At 62.2% G+C, this 23334-nt stretch carries 20 protein-coding genes and 1 pseudogene; 5 read left to right on the forward strand and 16 right to left on the reverse strand.

The window, feature by feature from the left end:
* Positions 1-39 precede the first annotated feature (39 nt).
* From ugpE to pilM, 10 genes and pseudogenes are all read right to left on the reverse strand, one after another.
* A complete protein-coding gene (gene ugpE, locus NCR40_RS12170; RefSeq protein WP_244826403.1) occupies positions 40-885 on the reverse strand; it encodes a sn-glycerol-3-phosphate ABC transporter permease UgpE in 846 nt (281 codons plus the stop codon).
* On the reverse strand, positions 882-1766 hold the full coding sequence (ugpA, locus tag NCR40_RS12175; RefSeq protein ID WP_244826404.1) for a sn-glycerol-3-phosphate ABC transporter permease UgpA: 885 nt from the start codon (positions 1764-1766) through the stop codon (positions 882-884). The genes ugpE and ugpA overlap by 4 nt, the downstream gene beginning before the upstream one ends.
* Positions 1767-1824: 58 nt before the next feature.
* On the reverse strand, positions 1825-3150 hold the full coding sequence (ugpB, locus tag NCR40_RS12180; protein WP_250509571.1) for a sn-glycerol-3-phosphate ABC transporter substrate-binding protein UgpB: 1326 nt from the start codon (positions 3148-3150) through the stop codon (positions 1825-1827).
* Between the two features lie 47 nt (positions 3151-3197).
* Positions 3198-4364, reverse strand: a pseudogene (locus NCR40_RS12185) (deoxyguanosinetriphosphate triphosphohydrolase); the annotation flags it as partial.
* A 124-nt stretch (positions 4365-4488) separates the two neighbouring features.
* Entirely contained in the window at positions 4489-5586 is a 1098-nt protein-coding gene (gene aroB, locus NCR40_RS12190) for a 3-dehydroquinate synthase (RefSeq protein ID WP_250509572.1), read from the reverse strand.
* Complete coding sequence (locus tag NCR40_RS12195) at positions 5586-6092, reverse strand: shikimate kinase (protein ID WP_244828131.1); 507 nt, start codon at positions 6090-6092, stop codon at positions 5586-5588. The genes aroB and NCR40_RS12195 overlap by 1 nt, the downstream gene beginning before the upstream one ends.
* A gap of 160 nt (positions 6093-6252) precedes the next feature.
* On the reverse strand, positions 6253-7788 hold the full coding sequence (locus NCR40_RS12200) for a type IV pilus secretin PilQ (protein WP_250509573.1): 1536 nt from the start codon (positions 7786-7788) through the stop codon (positions 6253-6255).
* Positions 7785-8627, reverse strand: coding sequence for a type 4a pilus biogenesis protein PilO (locus NCR40_RS12205; protein ID WP_250509574.1), 843 nt, complete (start codon positions 8625-8627; stop codon positions 7785-7787). Before NCR40_RS12205 ends, NCR40_RS12200 begins: the two co-directional genes overlap by 4 nt.
* Complete coding sequence (locus NCR40_RS12210; protein ID WP_250509575.1) at positions 8624-9295, reverse strand: PilN domain-containing protein; 672 nt, start codon at positions 9293-9295, stop codon at positions 8624-8626. The genes NCR40_RS12205 and NCR40_RS12210 overlap by 4 nt, the downstream gene beginning before the upstream one ends.
* On the reverse strand, positions 9292-10275 hold the full coding sequence (gene pilM / locus NCR40_RS12215) for a pilus assembly protein PilM (protein ID WP_250509576.1): 984 nt from the start codon (positions 10273-10275) through the stop codon (positions 9292-9294). The genes NCR40_RS12210 and pilM overlap by 4 nt, the downstream gene beginning before the upstream one ends.
* 277 nt (positions 10276-10552) lie before the next feature.
* Here pilM and NCR40_RS12220 point away from each other — a divergent pair, with 277 nt between their 5' ends.
* On the forward strand, positions 10553-12958 hold the full coding sequence (locus tag NCR40_RS12220) for a penicillin-binding protein 1A (RefSeq protein WP_250509577.1): 2406 nt from the start codon (positions 10553-10555) through the stop codon (positions 12956-12958).
* A 20-nt stretch (positions 12959-12978) separates the two neighbouring features.
* Here NCR40_RS12220 and cyaY read toward each other — a convergent pair whose 3' ends face one another.
* Entirely contained in the window at positions 12979-13299 is a 321-nt protein-coding gene (gene cyaY / locus NCR40_RS12225; RefSeq protein WP_244826413.1) for an iron donor protein CyaY, read from the reverse strand.
* 36 nt (positions 13300-13335) lie between these two features.
* Here cyaY and lptM point away from each other — a divergent pair, with 36 nt between their 5' ends.
* Together lptM and lysA are read left to right on the forward strand one after the other, a co-directional pair.
* Entirely contained in the window at positions 13336-13623 is a 288-nt protein-coding gene (gene lptM / locus NCR40_RS12230; protein ID WP_244826414.1) for an LPS translocon maturation chaperone LptM, read from the forward strand.
* Positions 13624-13667: 44 nt separating this feature from the next.
* A complete protein-coding gene (gene lysA, locus NCR40_RS12235; RefSeq protein ID WP_250509578.1) occupies positions 13668-14930 on the forward strand; it encodes a diaminopimelate decarboxylase in 1263 nt (420 codons plus the stop codon).
* Positions 14931-14977: 47 nt separating this feature from the next.
* Here the strand turns inward: lysA and msrQ are convergent, their stop codons facing one another.
* The 5 genes from msrQ to NCR40_RS12260 form a co-directional block, all read right to left on the reverse strand.
* Entirely contained in the window at positions 14978-15646 is a 669-nt protein-coding gene (gene msrQ, locus NCR40_RS12240; protein ID WP_250509579.1) for a protein-methionine-sulfoxide reductase heme-binding subunit MsrQ, read from the reverse strand.
* 3 nt (positions 15647-15649) lie between these two features.
* Positions 15650-16639, reverse strand: coding sequence for a protein-methionine-sulfoxide reductase catalytic subunit MsrP (msrP, locus tag NCR40_RS12245; protein ID WP_250509580.1), 990 nt, complete (start codon positions 16637-16639; stop codon positions 15650-15652).
* Positions 16640-16794: 155 nt separating this feature from the next.
* The gene (gene ccsB / locus NCR40_RS12250; protein ID WP_250509581.1) at positions 16795-18006 is read right to left on the reverse strand and encodes a c-type cytochrome biogenesis protein CcsB; all 1212 of its coding nucleotides are present in this window, start codon (positions 18004-18006) and stop codon (positions 16795-16797) included.
* A 4-nt stretch (positions 18007-18010) separates the two neighbouring features.
* Complete coding sequence (locus tag NCR40_RS12255) at positions 18011-20248, reverse strand: cytochrome c biogenesis protein ResB (RefSeq protein ID WP_250509582.1); 2238 nt, start codon at positions 20246-20248, stop codon at positions 18011-18013.
* 202 nt (positions 20249-20450) lie between these two features.
* The gene (locus NCR40_RS12260) at positions 20451-21110 is read right to left on the reverse strand and encodes a c-type cytochrome (protein ID WP_250509583.1); all 660 of its coding nucleotides are present in this window, start codon (positions 21108-21110) and stop codon (positions 20451-20453) included.
* A 298-nt stretch (positions 21111-21408) separates the two neighbouring features.
* On the opposite strand from NCR40_RS12260, the gene yihA reads away from it, so the two are divergent.
* A complete protein-coding gene (yihA, locus tag NCR40_RS12265) occupies positions 21409-22062 on the forward strand; it encodes a ribosome biogenesis GTP-binding protein YihA/YsxC (RefSeq protein ID WP_250509584.1) in 654 nt (217 codons plus the stop codon).
* Positions 22063-22314: 252 nt separating this feature from the next.
* Positions 22315-23313: a porphobilinogen synthase gene (gene hemB, locus NCR40_RS12270; RefSeq protein ID WP_250509585.1), complete on the forward strand. Its 999-nt coding sequence runs from the start codon at positions 22315-22317 to the stop codon at positions 23311-23313.
* Positions 23314-23334 lie beyond the last annotated feature (21 nt).

A 23334-nucleotide genomic window follows, 5' to 3' on the forward strand; every position in this document is an offset into this window, starting at 1 on the left:
ACGCTTTCTGTTCTCGGGCGTCATGCCAAGGTAATTGGGTTATTTTTCCGAATCGACGAGGCCGCGCACGAACCAGCGCTGCATCGTCAGGACGACCGCGAGCGGCGGCAACATGGCGAGCAAGGTCGCGGTCATGACGAGATGCCACTCGGTCGCGGTATCGCCCGATGCGATCATGCTCTTGATGCCCACCACCGCGGTTTGCAGCGACTGCTCGTTGGTGATGAGAATCGGCCACAGATACTGATTCCAGCCGTAGATGAACGTGATGACGAAGAGCGCCGCGATGTTCGTCTTCGACAGCGGCAGCACGACATCCCAGAAGAAACGCAGCGGCCCCGCGCCGTCGATGCGCGCCGCTTCCATCAGTTCGTCCGGCAGCGTCATGAAGAACTGGCGGAACAGAAAGGTAGCGGTCGCCGATGCAATGAGCGGCAGCGTCAGCCCGGCGTACGTGTTCGACAGATGCATCGACGACACGACCTGCACCGTCGGGAAGATACGCACCTCCACCGGCAGCATGAGCGTGACGAAGATCAACCAGAACGCTAAGTTCTTGAACGGAAAGCGGAAGAACACGATCGCATACGCCGAGATGATCGACACCGCGATCTTGCCGATGGAGATCACGAGCGCCATCACGAGGCTGTTGATCAGCATGCGTCCGAAAGGCGCCGCCGCGTTGCCGCTGCCGTGCGTCCAGATGTTCGCCACGTTTTCGAAGAGATGCGTGCTCGGCACGAGCGAGAGCGGCACGGTGAAGACTTCCTTCGAATTCATCGTGGCCGCGCAGAACGCGACATACACCGGAAACACGATCAGCGCGACGCCTACGAGCAGCACCGCGTGACAGAAGATATCGAAGCCGCGTCGGTTCTCGATCATGAATATTGCACCCTGCGTTCGACGAAGCGGAACTGCACGATGGTCAACGCAACGACGATCACCATCAGCACGACCGATTGCGCGCCCGAACTACCGATGTCGAGACCCTGAAAGCCTTCCGCGAAAATCTTGTAGATGAGTGTCTTGGTCGACTGCGCCGGGCCGCCGCCGGTGGCGGCGTCGATCACGGGGAAGGTGTCGAAGAATGCATAGACCAGATTCACGACGAGCAGGAAGAAACTCGTCGGCGAAAGCAGCGGCAGCGCAATGCCGAAAAAGCGTCGCACGGGACCGGCTCCGTCGATGGCCGCGGCTTCGATCAGCGACTGCGGAATTGCCTGAAGTCCCGCATAGAAGAACAGGAAGTTGTAGCTGACCTGCTTCCACACCGACGCGAGCACGACGAGAAACATGGCTTGCGTGCCGTTCAGCGCGTGGTTCCACACGATGCCCTGCTTCGCGAGCGCATATGTCACGAGCCCGATGCTCGGGTTGAACAGAAACGACCACAACACCGCCGCAATCGCGGGCGCGACGGCATATGGCCAGATGAGCAGCGTCTGATACGCTTTCGCGCCGCGCGTCACGCGGTCGGCGCACGCGGCGAGCAGCAGCGAGATCACGAGTCCCGACACGGTAACGAGCGCGCAGAAGATCATCGTCGTATTGAACGACGACAGATAAAGCGGGTCCGCGAAAAGCTGCTTGAAGTTCGCGAGGCCGACGAATTCGCTCGACGTGCCGAACGCGTCCTGACTCTGCGTGGATTGCCAGAGCGCTTCGCCCGCCGGCCACAGAAAGAACAGCGCGGTAATCGCGAGCTGAGGCGCAACGAGCAGATACGGCAGGACGCTCGTATCGAAACGAGACCGTTTTTCCATCGATGTATCCTGAAACGGCGCCCGCGAGAAACACGCGGGCGCGCTGCGTCATGGGCGCTTAACCACCGCTCTTTTCGAAGCGGCGCAGCAGTTCGTCACCGCGCGAAACCGAAGAATCGAGCGCCTGTTGCGGCGTCTTCTTCTCCGCCCAGACCTGCTCCAGTTCTTCATCGACAACGGTGCGAATCTGCGGCATGTTGCCAAGACGCAAACCCTTGGTGAAGGCGAGCGGCGGCTTGTTCAGCATCTGCTTGATGGCGATATCCGCGCCGGGATTCTTGTCGTAGAACCCCTGCTTCTGCGTGAGTTCGTAAGCCGCTTGCGTGACCGGCAGATAGCCCGTGTCTTGATGCCACTTCGCCGCGACCGGCGGCGAGGTCAGATAAGCGAGAAACTTCGCGACGCCCTTGTACACGGCCGGGTCCTTGCCCGACAGCACCCAGAGACTCGCGCCGCCGATGATCGCGTTCTGCGGCGCGCCCTTCACGCTCGCGTCGTAAGGCATCATGCCGACGCCGTATTCGAACTTCGCGAACTTGTTGATGGTCGCGCGCGAGCCCGACGAGTTCGTGATAATGCCGCAATCGCCGCTATAGAACTTCGAGACCGGCTCGTCCTTGCGGCCCACGTAGGTGAAGTTGCCTTCTTTCGCCATCTTCTGCAGGAAGGCGATATGCGCGACTTGCAGCGGCTTGTTGATGTCGAGCTTGGCGTCGAGCCCGTCGAAGCCGTTGTTCTTCGTCGCGAACGGCGCTGCATGCCACGCGCTGTAGTTTTCGAGCTGAATCCAGCTTTGCCAGCCCGACGAATAACCGCACGAGTAACCGGCGGCCTTGATCTTCTTTGCGTCGGTTTCGACATCGGCCCAGGTCTTCGGCGGCTGGTTCGGGTCGAGTCCCGCCTTCTTGAAGGCGTCCTTGTTGTAGTACAGAACCGGCGTGGAGCTGTTGAACGGCATAGAGATGAGATGGCCGGTCTTCGCGTCGCTGTAGTAACCGGAGATGGTCGGCACGAAGGCCTTCTCGTCGAGCGGCACGCCTGCCTGCTTGAAGACGTCGTAGACCGGAACGACGGCTTTCTTGCCCTGCATCATCGTTGCCGTGCCGACTTCGTAGACTTGCAGGATCGCGGGCGCGTTGCCGCTGCGAAACGCCGCGATGCCCGCCGCGAGCGTCTGATCATACGTACCCTTGAACACGGGGACGATCTTGTAATCGCTCTGCGACGCGTTGAAGTCGTTGGCGATGTCGTTGACGCGCTCGCCGAGCGCGGCTTCCATGGCGTGCCAAAACTGGATTTCCGTCGCGGCCTGCGCTGCGGTGCTGCCGGCGAACGCGAGCACGGCAGCTGCTGCGATCGAGCGGAACGAGGGCATGCGTCTCATCGAGAAAGTCTCCTTGAATTGATTCTTGCGCGTTGAAACGCGCGATATTAGTTGTTGTCGATGACAAACAGGCGTTGATACTCCTTCAGTGCATAGCGGTCGGTCATGCCCGCGATGTAATGCGCGACGAGCCGCGCCTGCGAGCTGTCGTGCCCGGTTGAACTCGCGTCGTTGGCCGACTCCTCCACCGCAGCCTGACGCGCCTGATAAGCGGGCGGCAACAGGCGCGGGTCGTCGGTGAACGCGTCGAAGAGACCCGTCACGACGCGCTTCGCCTTGTTTGCCATGCGCATCACGCGATAGTGCCGGTACAGGTTCCTGAACAGAAAACGCTTGAGCGCGGCAGCTTGCGCGGCAATTTCATCGCTATGCGCGACGAGCGGCGGCGCGTTGCGGATATCGTCGATGGACTTCGGCGCCACGCGCGTGAGATTGCGGCTCGTCGCCTCGATCAGATCGACGATCAGGGTGTTGATGATGCTGCGAATGGTCTCGTGAATCAGCCTGCGTCCGCCGATGTCCGGATACGCGGCGCGCGCCACATCGAAATGCGTATGCCAGAGGCTGACTTCGGAAAGCTGTTCAAGCGTGATGAAGCCGGAGCGCAAGCCGTCGTCGACATCGTGATTGTTGTAGGCGATTTCGTCGGCGACATTGGCGATCTGCGCTTCGAGCGACGGCTGCTTGCCCGTGAGAAAGCGTTCGCCGAGATCGCCGAGCTTGCGCGCATTTTCACGCGAGCAATGCTTGAGAATGCCCTCGCGCGTCTCGAAGCAGAGGTTGAGGCCGTCGAATGCGCCGTAATGCTCTTCGAGCTGATCCACCACCGCGAGGCTTTGCAGATTGTGCTCGAAGCCGCCGTGATCGCGCATGCATTCGTTGAGCGCGTCCTGGCCCGCGTGACCGAACGGCGTGTGGCCGAGATCGTGCGCAAGCGAAATCGCTTCGACCAGATCTTCGTTCAAATTCAGATTGCGAGCGACCGAACGCGCGATCTGCGCGACTTCGAGACTATGCGTGAGACGCGTGCGAAAGAGGTCGCCTTCGTGATTGACGAACACCTGCGTCTTGTATTCGAGCCGCCGGAACGCAGTGGAGTGCACGATGCGGTCGCGGTCGCGCTGGAATTCGGTACGGGCGGCAGGCGGCGCTTCGGCATACCGGCGTCCGCGCGACAACGCCGAATGCGCCGCGTACGGCGCGAGATACGCTTCGAACGAGCCCGATGGCGGCCCGCTCGACGGAAGTAGACTTTCTATTTCGCTCACCGGCTGCTCCGCTCAAGTCGTGGTTCCGGTTGTCTCCGGCATTGCCGCCAGGTCGGCGCCGATCCAATACTCAGACGCTTGCGGCGAGCGTCTCGCGCACGGCGTGGTCGGGCGCCTTTGCTATTTCGACCTCGCCGAAGCGGGTCAGCAAAATGAACTTGATCTCGCCGGCTTCGGCTTTCTTGTCGACCTTCATCAGATCGATATAACGCGCCGCGCCGAGCGTGGGCGCCACGACCGGCAGCTTCGCGGCTTCGATCACGCGCACGAGACGCTTGCGCGCGGGCTCATCCAGTTTGCCGAGGCGCACGGAAAGATCCGCCGCCATCACCATGCCGCAACCCACCGCTTCGCCGTGCAGCCATTCGCCGTAGCCCAGGCCCGCTTCGATGGCATGCCCGAAGGTATGACCGAAGTTGAGAATTGCGCGGCGTCCGCCTTCGCGTTCGTCCGATGCCACCACCGACGCCTTGATCTCGCACGAACGCTTGACCGCGTGAGCAAGCGCTTCTTCGTCGCGGTCGTTCAGCTTCGCGATGTTCGCTTCGATCCACTCGAAGAACTCGGCGTCCGCGATTGCCGCCGTCTTGATGACTTCCGCGAGTCCCGCAGCGAGTTCACGGTCCGGCAGCGTGCGCAAAGCGCCGATGTCCGCGATCACCGCTTGCGGCTGATAGAACGCGCCGATCATGTTCTTGCCGAGCGGATGATTGATGCCCGTCTTGCCGCCCACCGATGAATCCACTTGCGAGAGCAAAGTGGTCGGCACTTGAATGAACGGCACGCCGCGCATATACGATGCCGCCGCGAAGCCGGTCATGTCGCCCACCACGCCGCCGCCGAGTGCGATCAGCGTGGTCTTGCGGTCGGAGCGTTCGCTGAGGAGCGCGTCGAAGATCGTGTTGAGCGTTTCCCAGTTCTTGTGCGCTTCGCCATCCGGCAGCACGACGGTCGTTACCTTTTTGCCGAGCGTGGCGAGTGCGGCACGGAGCTCGTCGCCGTAGAGCGGATTAACGGTGGAGTTGGTGACGATGGCGACCGACGCGCCCTTGACATGCGGCGCGAAAAGTTCCGTGCGACCGATGAGGCCCGCACCGATATGAATGGGATAGGCGCGTTCGCCCAGTTCGACGTCGACGGTAATCGAGGGGGAAATCCTGACGGACATTATGACTGAGCCGGTTTGATGACGCCGGCCACCTCCAGTTGCATCAGGACCATGTTGACGAGCGCGTTGACGGTAGGTCGGCCGGTTTCCACGACGAAATGCGCGCACTCGTTGTAGAGCGGATCACGCGTCTGAAAGAGCGCTTCCAGCTTGCCGCGCGGATCGTCGGTCTGCAAAAGCGGCCGATTCTTGTCGCGCCGCGTGCGCTGCCAGAGATCGTGCGGATTTGCACGCAGATAGATGACGACGCCGCGATTCTTCAGATGTTCGCGATTCTCCGGACGCAGCACCGCACCGCCGCCCGTAGCGAGCACGATACCGCTCTTTTGCGACAGCTCGTCGATAACGTTGGCTTCGCGCTGACGAAAACCCGCCTCGCCTTCGAGCTCCCAGATCACCGGGATGCGCGCGCCGGTGCGCGCCTCGATTTCCTGATCCGAATCGATAAATGAGCGCTGCAAGCGGCGCGCAACCGCGCGGCCCACGGTGGTTTTACCCGCCCCCATGAGTCCGACGAAAAAGATGTTCGCGTTCGCGTGCCCTTCCTGCAACTCGGTTTCCTTCAAGTCAATCGAATTTTGTTCGTGCGGCAGCTTAAGGGCAAATAGCCCGCTTTGTCGAGTCGGGCCGCCCGCTCGCGGCCCCGCTTTCCGCTTCTTTCCGCCTTCATCCACTCGAAGCAATGACGTGCGGCGTAATCAGGATCACCAGCTCGTTGCGCGAGCTGCGGCGCGCGTCATGGCGAAACAGCCAGCCGAGCCACGGCAGCTTCGACAGTCCGGGCACGCCCGTGACGTCGTTGCGCTCGTCTTCCGAGTAGATGCCGCCGATCGCCACCGTGCCGCCGTCCTCGACCTCCACGCGCGTCTGGACGTGCTTGGTGTTGATGGCCGGTCCCGCGTCGGTCTGCTCGCCGACGCTGTCTTTCGCGACATCGAGATCAAGAATGACATGCCCGTGCGGGGTAATCTGCGGCTCGACCTCCAGTTTGAGCGCCGCGCGCCGAAACTGCACGCCGGAAACGCCGTTGCCCACTTTCGCCTGATACGGCAGCTCCGTGCCCTGCTCGACCAGCGCCTTCGCGCGGTCAGCCGTCACCACACGCGGCCGGGAGACGATCTGACCGCGTCCCTCGGCTTCGAGCGCGCTCAGTTCGATGTTCAGAAGCCGCGTGGCCTGAGCCGCGAACAGCGTGAGTCCGGCCGTGGCGGCGTCGAAACCGTTGATCGGCCGCGCCGATAAATCGTACACGACACCGTCCTTTCCGCCCGAGAGACCGCGCGCCGGGTCGTTCACGCCCGCGACGCCCAGCTTGACGCCAAGCGTGCGCGAAATGCCCGCCTCGCCTTCCAGGATCTTCGCTTCTATCACGACTTGCGGCGTGGGCTTGTCGATCTGCGCGACGAGTTCGGCGATTTGCTTCACGCGCGCGTCGAGGTCCGTCACGAAGAGCAGATTGGTGCGCGTGTCGGCCATGGCGGAGCCGCGTTTGGACAGCACGCGCTGGCTCCCGGAGCCTGTCAGCAGCTTGCGGACGTCTTCCGCGCGCGGATAGCGCAGCACGAACGTGCGGCTTGCGAGCGGTTCGAGATCGGCGGCGCGCGCGTGCGTCTCGTAGCGCAGCTTCTCGCGTGCGGCGAGTTCCGCGAGCGGCGCGACCCAGATCACGTTGCCGTGCTGCTCCATGGCGAGGCCGTTCACGTCGAGCAGCGTGTCGAACGCGCGGCGCCACGGCACGGCGACGAGATTGATCGACACCTGGCCGCGCACCTTGTCGCTCGCGATGATATTGAGCCCGCTGAAGCGGGCAAACGCATGCAGCGCGGCGCCCAGGTCGGCGTTCTTGAGATCGAGCGTGATCGGCTTGCCGTCGTCGGCGCTGCCGGGCGATTGCGTGCTCAGACGTTCGGGCTGCGGCATCGGCACGGGCGGGCCTTCGAGCGCCTCGCTCGTTTCCGTCGATGACTTCGCGGCAGCCACGGGCTCCGCACTCGCCGCAACGGGCGGCGACAAGAGCGCGGGCGGCGCGCTCGTATCGATGGCGAACTGGTCGGTCGGCAAAGTCTCGTAGCCCGCGGGCAACGGCGGCAAAGGCGCAATGGGTTCGCTTTGATCGGCTTCGGCCCAGACCGCGTGCGACGCGAAAAGGAGCGCCAGCGCCAGAACGAGCCTCTTGAGACGAAAAGTTGGCGGCGCGATCACTTGCGGTCCTCCACGAAACTCAGCGTGCGCGAAGCGCCGTCGTCACTCGCGAGCTCGACCACGCGCGGCCGCACGCGTCCGAGCCATTCGTCTCCGATCTTCTCGCCGGGCCGGAAGTCGCCAACGCCCTCGCTGCTCTGCATCAGCGCCATCGCGCGATGACGTCCGAGAAGCGTCCCGACGAGCAGCAAGTCCGCGCTGCGCGAAAAGCCACCGGCGCTTTCCTTGCCGAACGGATCGATGACGAAGGCGTTCGTGCGCGCCGGTTCGGGCAGCGGCACGGCCGGAAGATCATCGTGGATGCGCAAGGTCGTATCGATGGAAAGTACACCCGTCTGCCGCCGGATTTGCACGCCTTCCGGTATGACGAGACGCGGCAAACCCGCGAGCGCCTCGATGAACCGCTTCATCTCGGCAAAGCCGCCTTCCGCGCGAAACCGGAGCGCGCGCGGTGCCTGGACCTCGGCGAGTTTCGTCTGAAGCGGCTCGATCTCCGTCACGTGCAACCCGCTTTGCGCGGCGAGACTGGCTACGGCGTGCAGCGCATCGGCGGCAGTCCAGTGTTCAGGGTTCAGACCGCCCGCCGCCACGCGTTTGCGCAGATCGGGCAATTGCGCCTCGATACCGCGCAGTTGGCCCGCTTTCTCCTGCGCGGCGGAGAGCGCCGCGTGGCTTGCATCGAGATCGATCAGACCGGCCGCGCGCCAGCCCTGCACGCCGATGACGCAGATGATCGCCGCGAGAAGCATCGCGCCGCAGAGCGTCCATCGAAGCGGCCATTCATGGAAGGCCGCGACTGAGCGCAGACGGCCGGCATCGTTGAAGGACATCGTGTTCATTGACTGCTCCCGTGAGCGGTGTTGGTCGTGCGGCGGACGGCGAGCGCGGGTTGCGCGGTCTTTGCCGCCGCCGCGATTTTGCGTGCGTAGCGCACCAGCGCCGTGAATTCGTAGCGTTCGACGTTCGATACGGCATCGCGCCTCGCCGGCGCCGGCGTGGTTGGCCGCCGCTTCATCTCGATCACTTCCACCGACTGCACGTCGCGCACGTCCTCCAGACGCTTGAGCCAGTTCGCCGCCGCTTGCGAATCGGGTGCGAGCGCCGCGAGTTCGACTTCGTCGGTCCGTTGCGAGACGCGTTGCAGCTCGACGCCGGGTTGCCGGGGCGCGTCAGCCAGCGCGTCGAGAAGCGCGAGAAAACGGTCGCGCGGCGCGGCAAGCGGTTGCGCGTTTTGGCGCGCGCGCCGCCGGTCGGCTTCGGCACGCGTGAGCCGTGCGTGCTCTTCGAGCTGCGCGCCCGATGTCCGTAGCGACGCTTCCAGCGCGAGACGCCGTTCATCCAGACGCGCGCGCTGCAAGGCATCCCAGCCCGCGACCGCGCCGACCGCCGCGCATCCGGCAAGACTCGCCGCCGCGAGAATCGCGAGCCGCTGACGGCGCATCTCGCGCCGCTTGCGCAAGCGGTAAGGAAGCAGGTTGAAACCTTCGACCACGCTCGCGCCGCTCATTGCAGCACCTCGCGCAACGCCAGACCGAACGCCACCGCGAAGAGCGGCGAATGTTTGAGCGACGCATCGATGCCCGCCACGCCATTGCAATACGGCGCGCACTCGAACGGCAGCGCCGGGCAGCCGAACATCTTCGCCAGCGCGGGAAGTGGCAGCGCGGCCTGCGCCATCAGGTCCGCTTCGCCGCCGACGTACACGCAGTCGAGCGGCGCATCGGTGCCAGCGAGATCGCGGAGCGCGTCGGCGAGACATGAATGCTCGGGCGCCGGATACCGCACTTCGGACTCGACACCGTGAGCGCCGGCGACCCAGCCGTGCAGCCCCGTTTTTTCGAGCCAGCAAAACATGAAGCGCGCATCCGGACCGAGCTCCACCTTGCCGGAATGACGCATTGCGCGCATGGCGGCCGCCGGTTCGCCGTCGATGGCGGACAGCGCGATTCCCGCCGCAGCCGCCGTTTCGACGCGCGCCTCGACATGCCGGCGCGCAGTGGCGGCAATCGCGACTTGCGCGCGGCCGTCCTCCTGCGTTTCGACTGACCAGTCCACCGCGAGCGCGCCGCGTTCGATGCCCGAGATGCGCTCGGCCTCCGCGAGCACGGCGGGTTCGAGCACGCCGCGCGGATCGCCGTCCGCCACGAGCGCGGGCGCATCGCGCGTCTCCAGCAACGCGGTGAGCGGCACGCGCGTGGTGAGCGTCGCGGACGACGGCAAGCCCATTGCGCAACGCAGCGCGCGCGACACGCCGTTCTGCGGCAAGCGCTCGACGGTATCGCAGAGCGCCGCGATCACGGCGGCGCGATCGACGAACTCGCCGTCGATCACCGCGCCCGGTTCGAGCGCCACCCAATCGATATGCTCGACGCACACCGCCGACGGCGAACGCACGCGCTTGCTGAGCACCACTATTCGCACCGCGCTTTCGCTCACATCGATACCCGCTGCAAAGCGGCGCGTAACTGTCAATAAGGCCTTGTTCATGACTCACTCCATCGTCTCTTGCGCGCCGAACCTTTCGAGCGCTTGCACGAGAAGAATTGTGGTGAGCCGCGCGTCTTTCGAACATTCAGCCAAATGGCTAACGCGTGTGTTTGGCGCGTTTCAGAGGTGCTTATCCGCACGATCCCGCGTATCTTGAAGGGACGAAGTTCCGAAGCAGGAGAAACGGGACCGAAGCACGCCCGCGGTTCGTCGCAAGTCTTAAGAAAGGCTCGAAACCCGGACGGCTATAATCCCGAGACCGTTTTTTGGTGGTGCCATGCAATCCTCTTCCCCGACCAACCCGCCATCCAAACCGCCCGAAGGTCAGACGACCAGGCGACCGTGGTATTTGCGGCTGCTTTCCGCGCTTGTCATCAGCTTTTTCGCGCTAATCGTTTGCGCGGCGCTCGTGCTCGGGTATGCGCTCGTCGTCGCGATGCCGAACCTGCCTTCGCTCGATGCGCTCACTGACTACAAGCCGAAGGTGCCGCTGCGCATCTATACGGCGGATCACGTGCTGATCGGCGAGTTCGGCGAAGAGCGGCGCAGCGTCGTGCGCATTCGCGACGTGCCGGACCATCTCAAGAAAGCGGTGCTCGCCATCGAGGACTCGCGTTTCTACGACCACGGCGGCGTCGATCTCACCGGCATCCTGCGCGCGGGCACGGTGGCGCTGTCGAACGGTCACGCGTCACAGGGCGCAAGCACGATCACCATGCAGGTCGCGCGCAACTTCTTCCTGTCGAGCGAGAAGACCTACACGCGCAAGATCTACGAGATGCTGCTCGCTTACAAGATCGAGCGCGCGCTGACGAAAGATCAGATTCTCGAGGTCTATATGAATCAGATCTATCTCGGACAGCGCGCGTATGGTTTTGCGAGCGCCGCCCGGGTGTACTTCGGCAAGGATCTGAAGGACATCTCGCTCGCGGAAGCCGCCATGCTCGCCGGTCTGCCGAAGGCGCCGTCGGCCTATAACCCGGTCGTGAATCCGAAGCGCGCGAAGGTGAGGCAGGAGTACATCCTTCAGCGCATGCGCGAACTCAACTTCATCACGCAGGACGAATACGACCAGGCGAAGAATCAGCCGCTCGTCGTGAAGGGACAAGGCCGCGAGTTCAGCGTGCACGCCGAATACGTCGCGGAAATGGTGCGGCAGATGATGTACGCGCAGTACAAGGAAGAGGCGTACACGCGCGGTCTCAATGTCGTGACCACGATCGATTCCGCCGATCAGGACGCCGCCTACCGCGCGGTACGCAAGGGGCTGATGGACTACGAACGCCGGCATGGATATCGCGGGCCCGAGGGTTTCATCGATCTGCCCGCGAATGCGGACGACCGCGAGCAGGCTATCGACGACGCGCTTGCCGAGCATCCGGACAACGGCGAGATCGTCGCGGCGGTGGTCACGTCGGCGAGCACGAAGGAAGTGAAGGCGAGCTTCATCGACGGCAACGTGGCGACCATCAACGGCGCCGATCTGCGCTTCGTCTCCAATGCGCTCTCCACGCGCGCACAGCCCAATGCCCGCATTCGTCCTGGCGCGATCGTGCGGCTCATGAAGAACGACGACGGCGAGTGGATCATCACGCAATTGCCGCAAGTGGAAGGCGCGCTGATCTCGCTCGTGCCGCAGGACGGCGCCATTCGCGCGCTCGTGGGCGGTTTCGACTTCAACAAGAACAAGTTCAATCACGTGACGCAAGCGTGGCGTCAGCCGGGATCGAGCTTCAAGCCGTTCATCTATTCGGCGTCGCTGGAAAAAGGCTTGTCGCCCGCGACCATCATCAACGATGGTCCGCTCTTCTTCACCGCCGCCGAAACCGGCGGTCAGGCGTGGGAGCCGAAGAACTACGGCGGCGGCTTCGACGGACCCATGACCATGCGCTCCGCGCTGCAGAGATCGAAGAACATGGTGTCCATCCGCATTTTGAACACCATCGGCACGAAGTACGCGCAGCAGTACATCACGCGCTTCGGCTTCGACGCGGACCGGCACCCCGCGTATTTGCCGATGGCGCTCGGCGCGGGTCTCGTCACGCCGCTGCAGATGGCGACGGGCTACGCGGTGTTCGCCAATGGCGGGTATCGCGTGAATCCGTATCTGATCGCCGATATCACCGACCCATACGGCGCGGTCGTTTCGCATCCGCAACCGCTCGTCGCGCAGCAAAGCGCGCCGCTTGCCATCACGCCGCGCAACGCGTTCGTGATGAATAGCCTTTTGCAAAGCGTCGCGCAGCACGGCACGGCGGCCAAGACGAATCAGTTGAAGCGCACCGACCTCGCAGGCAAGACCGGCACGACGAACGATTCGCGCGATGCCTGGTTCGCCGGCTATCAGCGTTCGCTCGTGGCGATTGCGTGGATCGGCTATGACAATCCGCGCACGCTCGGCGACAAGGAAACGGGCGGCGGTCTCGCACTGCCCGTGTGGATGGATTACATGACGCGCGCGCTGAAGGGCTTGCCCGAGTACAAGCCGATGACGCCGCCCGACGTGACCTCGCTCGGTGGCGAACTGTACTTCGACGACATGACGCCGGGCCACGGCTTCATCGCGACAATCGGCGTGAGTCAGGCGTCGTCGGCCTCGGGCGTGTCGGGCGTCACGGCTCCGGCGCCCGAAGTCGGCGAGCAGGAAAAGCAGGACATCATGAATCTGTTCAAGGGACAGTGACGTTCCTTGCCGGGCGTGCCTTACTTCGCTGAAAAGCGAACGGGCTCGCCCGCCTGTTCGGTCGAATACTTCGTGAGCGTGGCGAAAAACTCGCTGTTGTCGCGTGTGTCGCGCCAGGCGCCATCCACGTATTTGTAGTGAAAACCGCCCGCCTTCGCGGCTAGCCAGATCTCGTGTTTCGGCGGCTGAAGATTGACGATCACCTTCGTGCGGTTCTCGAATTCCAGCGTGAGCACATTGCCGCTACGCTCGAATTCGATATCGGCTTCAGCCCGATCCACAGCACGTTCGATGGCCGTCAGCGCGGCCTCTGCCAAGCTCAGGTATTCCTGGTCTGTCATGCTAAACTCCATCGATTCAATGGTACAGGGACGGTCATGCGAGTCGTTTTCAGGATGAGCGCGATTGTAGCGGCTTTGAGCATGAGCGCCGCGGCAACACTCGCACTCGGCGGTTGTGGACAACGTGGTCCGCTCTATCTTCCCACTGTCCCGCCACTGCCGCAGCGTCCTAGCGACCTTCAGGATACGCCGCCTTCCGCTTCCGTCGACAAGGCAAGCGCTGCATCGGCTGCGAGCGAGACTGGCGACATTCCCGATACCTCCGGCGCGCCGCTGTCGCTTTCGCCGGACACCACTCTGAAACCGGCGCCCGCCGGGTACTGACCTAAGCCTCACGCGCACCAAGCCGCGTACATCCGAATCCACGCATGAACGATTCCGCATTCCACTACGTCGACGGCGCGTTGCACGTCGAAGGCGTCCCCGCCGCGTCGCTCGCGGAACAGTTCGGCACGCCGCTTTACGTCTATTCGCGCGATGCACTGACGCGCGCCTATCGCGCTTACGCCGATGCCTGCGCGGGCCGAAAGGCAACGGTGCACGTCGCGGTCAAAGCCAACAGCAATCTCGCGGTGCTCAACGTGTTCGAGCGTTTGGGCGCGGGCTTCGACATCGTGTCGTCGGGCGAACTGGCGCGTGTACTGGCCGCGGGCGGCAAGGCTTCCAACACGGTTTTCTCGGGCGTCGGCAAGAGCGCGGCCGAGATGCGCGAGGCGCTCGAAGCGGGCGTGAAGTGCTTCAACGTCGAGTCCATTCCCGAGTTGCACGCGCTCAACGAAGTCGCGAAGTCGCTTGGCAAGAAGGCGCCCGTGTCGCTGCGCGTGAATCCCGATGTCGACGCCAAAACGCATCCGTACATCTCCACCGGTTTGAAGTCGAACAAGTTCGGCGTGGCCTTCGGCGACGCGCGCGCGACGTATCGTGAAGCGCGTGACATGGCGAATCTCGATGTCGTGGGTATCGACTGTCATATCGGTTCGCAGATCACCGAAGTGAGCCCGTATCTCGATGCCGTCGACAAGCTGCTCGACCTCGTCGAACAGATCGAGTCCGACGGCATGAGCATTCGTCACGTGGATGTCGGCGGCGGTCTCGGCATTACGTACGATGACGAAACGCCGCCGGATATCGGCGACTTCGTGCGCACGTTGCTCGCGCATTTCGAAGAGCGCGGCCACGGTCAGCGCGAAGTGTATTTCGAGCCGGGACGCTCGCTCGTCGGCAATGCGGGCGTGCTGCTAACGCGCGTCGAGTATCTTAAGCCGGGTGAAGAGAAGAACTTCGCTATCGTCGATGCCGCGATGAACGACCTCGCGCGTCCCGCCATGTACGAGGCGTTTCATCGCATCGTGCCGGTCATGGAACGCAAGGCAAGCGCGCGTTTATACGATGTCGTCGGCCCGGTTTGCGAAAGCGGCGACTGGCTCGGACGCGATCGTGAACTGGCCGTCGAGCAAGGCGACTTGCTCGCCATTCTTTCGGCGGGAGCGTATGGCTTCGTCATGAGCTCGAACTACAACACGCGTGCGCGCGCCGCAGAAATCATGGTCGATGGCGAACGCGCGCGCGTGGTGCGCGAACGCGAAGAAGTGAAGCAGTTGTTCGCGGGCGAATCCATTTTGCCAGACTGAATCTTCATGCCGTGAGCCAAAAAAGCGATGCCGTGGCATCGCTTTTTTTATGCGCTCAACCGGCGTCGCTCGATTCGTCCTTTGAGCCACGCGATCAGCCGCCAGCCCAGCAACACGATCACGATTGCGCCGTAAATCTTCGGCAAGGCGAAATCGTGCTTGCCGGCCTTCATCCACCAGAAATGCAGGATGGCCAGAATAGCGACGAGATAGATGATCCGATGCAGCATCTGCCAGCGGCGGCCGAGCTTGCGGACCATCGCTTTCGGCGATGTCACCGCGAGCGGTATCAGCAACACGAACGCGGCGAAGCCCACGGTGATGAACGGCCGCTTGCCGATGTCCTTCAACATCGCGGCGACATCGAACCACTTATCGAACCAAATGTATGTCGTGAAGTGCAGCACGGCGAAGAAGAACGCGTAAAGGCCGATCATGCGGCGAAAGCGCACGAGCGCCGTTACGCCCGTCAGCCGGCGCACCGGCGTGATGGCGAGCGTGATGCAGACATAGACGAGTGTCCAAAGGCCGGTCGAACGCGTGATGAACTCGATCGGATTCGCGCCCAGTCCGCCCATGACGCCGAGCAACACAATGCGCGCCAGCGGATAGAGCGCCGCGATGAACACGATCACTTTTGCGGGCGCGATCCAGCGCGGCCCGGACCGCACGTTCGCGCGCGTTTGCGATCCCTTGAGTTCGGATACAGTGGGCATCGTTCAGAAGTTTTTCTTGAGGTCCATGCCCTGATAGAGCGACGCAACCTGATCGCCATATCCGTTGAACATGAGCGTCTTGCGCTTGGGCGCAAAGAAACCGTCCTCGCCAATACGCCGCTCCGTCGCCTGACTCCAGCGCGGATGATCCACGCCAGGATTCACGTTCGAATAGAAGCCGTATTCCGTCGGCGCGTATAGATTCCAGCTCGTCGGCGGCTGCTTTTCAACGAAGCGAATCTTGACCAGCGACTTCGCGCTCTTGAAGCCGTATTTCCACGGCACGACGATACGCACCGGCGCGCCGTTCTGATTCGGAAGCACTTCGCCATACAAGCCGACGGTGAGCAAGGTGAGCGGATTCATCGCTTCGTCCATGCGCAGGCCTTCGGAATACGGCCATTCGAGGATCGGCGTCGAAAGACCCGGCATCTGCGAAGGATCGGCAAGCGTGACGAACTGCACGTACTTCGCGCTGCCCGTGGGTTCCGCGCGCTTGATGAGCTCGGACAGCGAGACGCCGATCCACGGAATGACCATCGACCAGCCTTCGACGCATCGCAGGCGATACAAACGTTCTTCGAGTGGCGCGAGCTTCAGAAGCTCGTCGATGTCGTAGGTTTTCGGATTCTTGATCGCGCCTTCGACCGACACTTTCCACGGCCTCGGCCGCAACGTGCCCGCGTGTTCGGCGGGATCGCCCTTGTCGGTGCCGAACTCGTAGAAGTTGTTGTAGCTCGTGATGTCCTTGAGCGACGTCGCCTTGTCGAGCGCGATGAACTTCGGATTCGCTTTCGCCGCGAGTTTCTGGCCCTTCGCATCCGGCGATGTGAACGCCGCATTCGCGATGCCGCTCACGCCAGTCAAGCCGGTCGCCGCCAGCGCGCCGATCGAACGCAGCGCACGCCGCCGATTCTCGAACACATCGCGCGGCGTGATTTCGTGCGCGGCGATATCGTCACCGTAAAGCGCGCGATTACGTCTGATCCACATGGAGCCATACTCCCTTTGCTTGCGCGGCATTGGATACGCCGCCCATCCATTCATATACGTGCAAACAGCAAACCGGATGCCGCTATTCCATCACAAGACAAAAAAAAACCGCCAGCGCGACGCATGGCGGTTTCTCTTCTTTCGATGGCGCGAGATCAGAGCTTGCCGTAACTGTGCAGTCCCGAAAGGAACATGTTGACGCCCAGAAACGCGAAGGTCGTGACGATCAATCCCGTCAGCGCCCACCACGCCGCCGCCGCGCCGCGCAGGCCCTTCATCAACCGCATGTGCAGCCATGCCGCGTAGTTCAGCCAGACGATCAGCGCCCACGTTTCCTTCGGGTCCCAGCTCCAGTAGCCGCCCCACGCTTCGGCGGCCCACAGCGCGCCGAGAATGGTCGCGATGGTGAAGAACGCGAAACCGACCGCAATGGACTTGTACATCACGTCGTCGAGCACTTCCAGCGACGGCAGACGGTCGGCCAAAAAGCCGCGCTGCTTTGCCAGATACGCGACGGAAACCATCGCGGAAAGCGCGAAACTGCCGTAGCCGATGAAGTTCGCCGGTACGTGAATCTTCATCCACCAGCTTTGCAGCGCGGGCACGAGCGGCTGAATCTGCTGCGCGTCGCGGGCAATCGAATACCACATCAGGAAGCCGACCGCCGCGCTGATCACGAGCAGCACGAACGCGCCCATCTGACGCGTCGCGTAATGCTGTTCGTAGTAGAGATAGAACAGTGACGTGATGAGGCAAAACAGTACGAACACTTCGTACAGATTCGAGATGGGAATGTGTCCGACATCCGCGCCGATCATGTACGACTCGTACCAGCGCACCATCAGGCCCGTGAAGCCCATGAGCACCGCGACCCACGTCATGCGCGAGCCGATTGCGCCGCCCGTCTGCGAGCGCGACACGAGGCCGATCCAGTAAAAGAGCGTCGCCAGGATGAAGAGCGCGCTCATCCATAGAATCGCGGATTGGCTCGACAGGAAGTATTTGAGGAAGAAGTTGGTTTCGGCGCGCGCGAGGTCGTGCTGGTAGAGCTGGATCGAGAACAGCGACATGACCGCGATCGTCGCGATGAGCAGCCGCGCCGGTTTCCAGCGCCAGCCGAGCACGACGAAGGTCGGCACTGCGGCGACCAGCACCGCCATGTCGTACACGTCCATGAACGTGTGATAGCGGTTGAGCGAGAAGCCCGCGCCCGCGACCATCGCGATGGCGAACAGCCAGTCGATTGCGCCCAGGCGTTTGAGGAACGGACGATCGTCGAAAACGGCGACATCGGGCAGGCCCGACGACGATGATGCCGGACGTTGCGTCTTGGGCTGCGCGTGGGAGGAGGTCTGAGAAAGGTCCATGATCTTACCGTGTTGATACTTCCGAGCCGGAGGCCGCGGATGGCTCGTGTGTTTGCGTCGCCGATGCTTTCGACGGATGCTGCGCCGCCGGATCGATTGGCGTGGTCCCGAGCGCCGCCGCGACCGTCGCGCGCGTACGCTCGAATTCCTTCTCGAAATCGAGCGTGCGGCGCGCCGTGGACATTGCCATCAAAACGCTCGCACCGCCTTGCCCTGAATCTTTGAGCCAGAACCAGAGCCGGCGTTCACGCACGTAAAACATCGAGAAAATGCCGAGCACGAGCAGGAGGCTGCCAAGATACACCACTTTTTTGCCCGGTGCGCGCGTTAGCTGGAATACCGATGCTTGCACCTGTTTGAAGGTGTCGAGCTGCAAAAATACCGGCGATCCGTACAGAAAGCTGTCGGAAAGCGCGTTGATGGACGACTGAACGAAGGCGCTGTTCTTCTCGTCCACTTTTGCGGCCGGCTCGCCGTTTTGTTCGCGAGAAATCTGCCAGACGTCCCACATTGCGCCTTCCAGCATGCGCATGAGCAAACCGGCGGCCTTTTCTTGCTCGCCCTTCGGCACCGAACGATCGATGAACGCCGCGATACTTTGAAATCCGCCGCTCATTTGCGGATTCGTGGACCCGTTGCCCGATTCATCCGCGCCGGCGAAAAGATTCAGCACGCGGATCGCGCTTTCGTCCAGGTGCTTCTGCAAATCGCCGTTTTCCTGGGGCACGGAACGCTGCGCGAACCGATGCGCAGCCTCGATGCGCGTCGCGGGCGTGGCAAGCGCGGCGCGCAGATTCATCCATTCCTTCACCGTGCCTTGCTCGTCGGCAGGAATGCGCAAGTAGCGGAACGGATCGCTCGGGCTCAGGCGCATGCCGGCGAGGAACATCCGCTGACCGCTGACATCGACCGGCAACATGTAGTTGCTGTACTCGCGCGCCTGACCGTCCGTGCCGCGCACCTTGTACTGCACCGATGGGCCGATATTGCGCAGATCCGTCGGCTTCGACGTCTTTGCGCCGGAGCCGAGGCGCTCGTCGAACGCATCGCGCAAGGTTTCCTTCTTGCCGACGCCGCGTGCGTCCGGCGCACCGTTGCCGTCCGTCATGTTTTCGACGTTGATTGCGCGGAAATCGGTGAATTCGACCGTTTGGCCTTGCGCACCGGCAATCTGCTGATTCACGGGCGCAGTGCCGCCGATCGTACCGTTGAAGGGCGTGGTTTTCGCGCTGCCGCCGCTCATGGGCCAGGCGGTCATCTGCATCTTCGAGCCGCCATCCTGAAAACTCGACTGATAGATCGACACGCCGTCGTACGTGAACGGCTTGTTCACCTCGACGCGCGCCGGAATGCGCTTGCCGGTCTTGTGGTCGATTACCACGATGTCGCTCGCGAACAGCTTCGGCATGCCGGTCGAGTAGTAATCGACGATGAATTTGTCGAGTTGAATCGAGAACGGCAAGTCCTGAATAATCGAGCCGTCCTGTTGATTCAAGATTGCCGTGCCGACGTATTGACCTTCCGGAACCCACGCGTAACCGCGAAACGTCGGATTCGACACGGACAGGCGATGCTCCGCCGGAATGTCGTTGATGACCGCGTTGGTCTGAATGGGCGTCTTGTTGAAGAGCCACATCTGCAGCTTGATGGGCAGATTGCTGTCGAGCAGCCCGCCGACGCAAATGATCACGATAGCCAGATGCGCCGAGATGTAGCCGATCTTCGTGAGCGCCCCGCGCTTGCCCGCGATGAGCGTCGAGCCTGCGTCAATCTGACGCGTGACAAAGCGATAACCCATCTTTGCGGAAAGACGTTCGAGCGTGGCGGCCGTCTGCGCGCGATCCGCGCTGACCACGAATTCACCCTTGTGATGAAACGCGCGCAAGCCGCCTTCGTGAACGCGATCCTTCCAGCTCTTGAGGTCCGCGATCATTTTCGGGCCGTTGCGAATGACGCATAGCGAGACCGAAATCACGAGAAAGATCAGGATCAGCATGAACCACCACGCGCTGTACACGGTGTAGATGCTGATGCCGCGGAAGATGTCCGCCCAGAACGGGCCGAACTGATTGACGTAGTTGGGGTACGGGTCGTCTTGCGTAAGCACCGTGCCGATGATGCTTGCTATGGCCAGTACGACCAGCAAGGCGATGGCGAAGCGCATCGAACTCACGAGTTCGACAAAATGCCTGACCGCGCGACGGCTCGACTTCGACTGCAATCCCGATGTGGTGACGCTCATTCAAACTCCGACTGACAGCAAAAAAGGGTGGCGACGCGAGCGGCCTCGTCGACCGACGTCCCACCCTTTTCTTGTTTTCGCGCCGGCCTCGTTGGACCGGCTGCTTAATGTTTGCTCAGTGGCAACTTACGGGCAACGCTTGGGGCAACTCAGTATCGACGATTACCGGGTTCGATGCCGAAGAACGCATGCCCTGCCCGGATCAATGCAAACCGGCGATGTAATCCGCCACCGCTTTCATCTCCGTTTCGCTCAAACGGGAGGAGATGGCATGCATGGGCTCGCTATTGTTACGCGTGCCTTGCGCGAACGCATTCAACTGCGCCACCGTGTAATCGCCCCACTGCCACGACAGCCGCGGATATTGCACCGGGATACCCATGCCTGTAGCGCCGTGGCACGCCGCGCACGCCGGCACACCCTTGTCCGCGATGCCGCCGCGATAAATCTTCTGCCCGAGCACAACGTCGTTCTTGTCGCGCGCAAAGTTGGGCTTGGCCTTCTGCGACGCAAAGTATGCGGCGACGTTGATCATGTCCTGATCCGACAACGCGCCCGCAATGCCCGCCATGATCGGATTGTTACGCGCCGGCGCCTTGGCTCCCGGCTGCGTCTTGTAATCCTTCAACTGCTTGACGATGTATTCGGCGTGCTGGCCCGCGAGCTTGGGAAACGCCGCGCCAGCGCTGTTGCCATCCGCCGCATGACACGCCGCGCACACTTGGGTTGCAATGGCCTGACCTCGGGCCACATCCGGCTTTGCCGGTTGCGCGGGCTCAGCCGCGTTTGCTGATGCTGTTATCAATCCACCGAAAGCCGCCGCTGCCTGAATCAACATCAGAGACCTGTACAGTCGGTTCATTCGCGTACCCTGTTTTTCGTCTTGTGAGAATGTGAGGTTCTGCAAAAAACGACGGCGGCAAACCGGGAACGGCCACAACATGACCCGAACGAAAGGGCTCAAAAGACGCCCTTAAAACTGTCTCGCTCCATTGTGGGTGCGCTTGCAACCCGGGTCTTCCGTGCCCGTGCGGATCTTTAAAAAACCGTCGTATTGTACAATAACCCGCTACACGCAAAGACGCCAGTCGGGGCATGCCCAGTATTTGCCGGGTTCTCAAGGCTTCATGTTTTCGCAGCTCTCTCAGTCGACCCGCCAAATGCCATTTCTGCTCCATCAAGCTCGCTTCTTCACCACTGTCAATCACCTTCGTGATCTGCCGCCGACGCCGCAACCTGAAATCGCTTTCGGCGGCCGTTCCAACGCAGGCAAGTCCACTGCGATCAATGTGCTCTGCAATCAGAAGCGGCTCGCGTTCGCCAGCAAGACGCCCGGACGCACGCAGCACATCAACTACTTCTCCGTCGGGCCTGAAGACGAACCGACCGGCTTTCTGGTCGATCTTCCGGGTTACGGCTATGCCGAAGTGCCAGGCGCCGCAAAGGCGCACTGGCAGCAACTGCTTTCGACGTATCTGCAAAGCCGCGCTCAATTACGCGGCATGATCCTGATGATGGACTCGCGTCGTCCGCTCACCGAGCTCGACCAGATCATGATCGACTGGTTCGCGCCCACCGGTAAGCCCATTCACGCGCTGCTCACCAAATGCGACAAATTGACGCGACAGGAGATGACCAACGCCCTGCGCGCGACGAAAAAAGCATTCGGCGAGTACAAGGATGCGGGCTACCGCGGTGAATTGAGCGTGCAGCTTTTTTCAGCGCTCAAGCGCACGGGACTGGAAGAAGCGCATAAGCTTATCGAAGGCTGGCTCGCGCCTAAGCAAGCGGCTTCGGAAGACGTCGCGGAGTGAAAATTAACGCGTGCGGCATGAAAAAAACCCGCCGCATGACGGCGGGTTAACAGCCTGATCGAATAACGACAGGCACCCGCTCAGGGAGGAGAAGCGGGGAGTTCAGCGCGAAGCGCCTTACTCGATCGGTATGATATACCATTGTCTCAAAACGTTTCCGGACCGCTCCGAGCGCTTGCCCGGCAAGGCTTCGAGCATTTTCGAAGCGCGTTTTCATCCTCGTCCCCGAAGCACTTCAAACCGAGCCAAGTCATGAGTTTCTATCCCCATCATCGCCCGCGCCGCATGCGCCGCGATGACTTCTCACGCCGTCTGATGCGCGAGAACATCCTCACCACGAACGATCTGATTTATCCCGTGTTCATCGTCGAAGGCACCAACGTGCGGCATGCCGTGCCGTCGATGCCCGGCGTCGAGCGCACGTCCGTCGACTTGTTGATGAGCGTGGCCGAGCAGTGCGTCGAACTGGGCGTGCCCGTGATCTCGCTCTTTCCGGCAATCGAACCGTCGCTGAAAACACCGGATGGACGCGAGGCGATCAATCCCGAAGGTCTGATTCCGCGTGCCGTGCGCGAACTGAAGAAGAACTTCCCGACGCTCGGCGTACTCACCGATGTCGCACTCGACCCGTACACGAGTCACGGCCAGGACGGCGTGCTCGATGAAGAAGGCTACGTGAAGAACGACGAAACGACCGAGATTCTCGTCGATCAGGCGCGCACTCAGGCAGAAGCAGGCGTGGATATCGTGGCGCCGTCGGACATGATGGACGGACGCATCGGCGCCATTCGCGAGATGCTGGAAAGCGACGGCCACATCCACACGCGCATCATGGCTTACGCGGCGAAATTCGCATCGGCGTTCTATGGCCCGTTCCGCGATGCCGTCGGCTCCGCCGCGAATCTCGGCAAGGGCAACAAGATGACGTATCAAATGGACCCGGCGAACTCTGATGAAGCGATGCGCGAAGTGCGCATGGACATCGAGGAAGGCGCGGACATGGTGATGGTCAAGCCCGGCATGCCGTATCTCGACATCGTGCGGCGCGTGAAGGACGAGTTCCGCTTTCCGACGTACGCCTATCAGGTGAGCGGCGAGTACGCGATGATCAAGGCCGCCGCGCAAAACGGCTGGCTCGATCACGACAAGACGATGATGGAAGCGCTGCTCGCGTTCAAACGCGCGGGCGCGGATGGCGTCTTGACCTATTTCGCGCTGGATGCCGCGAAGATTTTGCGGGCGTCGAAATAAGTCGTTTCAGGGCGGTGCGCA

The organism is Caballeronia sp. GACF4 (assembly GCF_023631025.1).
Taxonomy (GTDB): Bacteria; Pseudomonadota; Gammaproteobacteria; order Burkholderiales; family Burkholderiaceae; genus Caballeronia.